Source organism: Bradyrhizobium sp. CSA112 (genome assembly GCF_029051645.1).
Taxonomy (GTDB): domain Bacteria; phylum Pseudomonadota; class Alphaproteobacteria; order Rhizobiales; family Xanthobacteraceae; genus Bradyrhizobium.
This window is the reverse complement of record NZ_JAACFS010000151.1, coordinates 1-431: the sequence shown is the minus strand read 5'-3', so window position 1 is coordinate 431 and position 431 is coordinate 1. Positions and strand designations below refer to the sequence as shown.

1 pseudogene is annotated in these 431 nt (G+C 71.0%); it reads right to left on the bottom strand.

Annotated elements, in window-relative coordinates:
- Window positions 1-412 (bottom strand): annotated as a pseudogene (locus GWE18_RS42085) (hypothetical protein); the annotation flags it as partial.
- Window positions 413-431: the final 19 nt, after the last annotated feature.

Genomic DNA, 431 nt, shown 5'->3' with positions numbered 1-431 from the left:
GTGCCGGCTGCAGCCGGCACAGGTGCTGCAGTTCCGCCGATTCGATCGCGTCGGCGCGGGTGCGCAGCACGATGCCGACCTCCGCGGCGGTCTGCACGACCACGAAGGCGGCGTGCACCAGGATGCGGCCGAAGTCGGGTTCGCTGAGACAGTACAGCGGTGCTCCGGCGAGCTGCAGGCGGTCGAACGCGATGTGATGCACGGCGATCAGCAGCGCCGCGTAGACGACGGGCCGCCAGTCGCGGTAGGCCAGCACGAAGGCCAGGAAGACGAAGGCGCCGAAGTGCATCTCGGTGGTGCCCAGGCTCAGCTGGATGTGCAGCGCCACCAGGCCCATGCCGGCGGTCACCAGCGCCAGCCGGCTCAGCAGGCTGCCGCGCGCCGCCAGATAGGCCGACACGGCCAGCGCCATGAGCGCACCGCTCCAGACC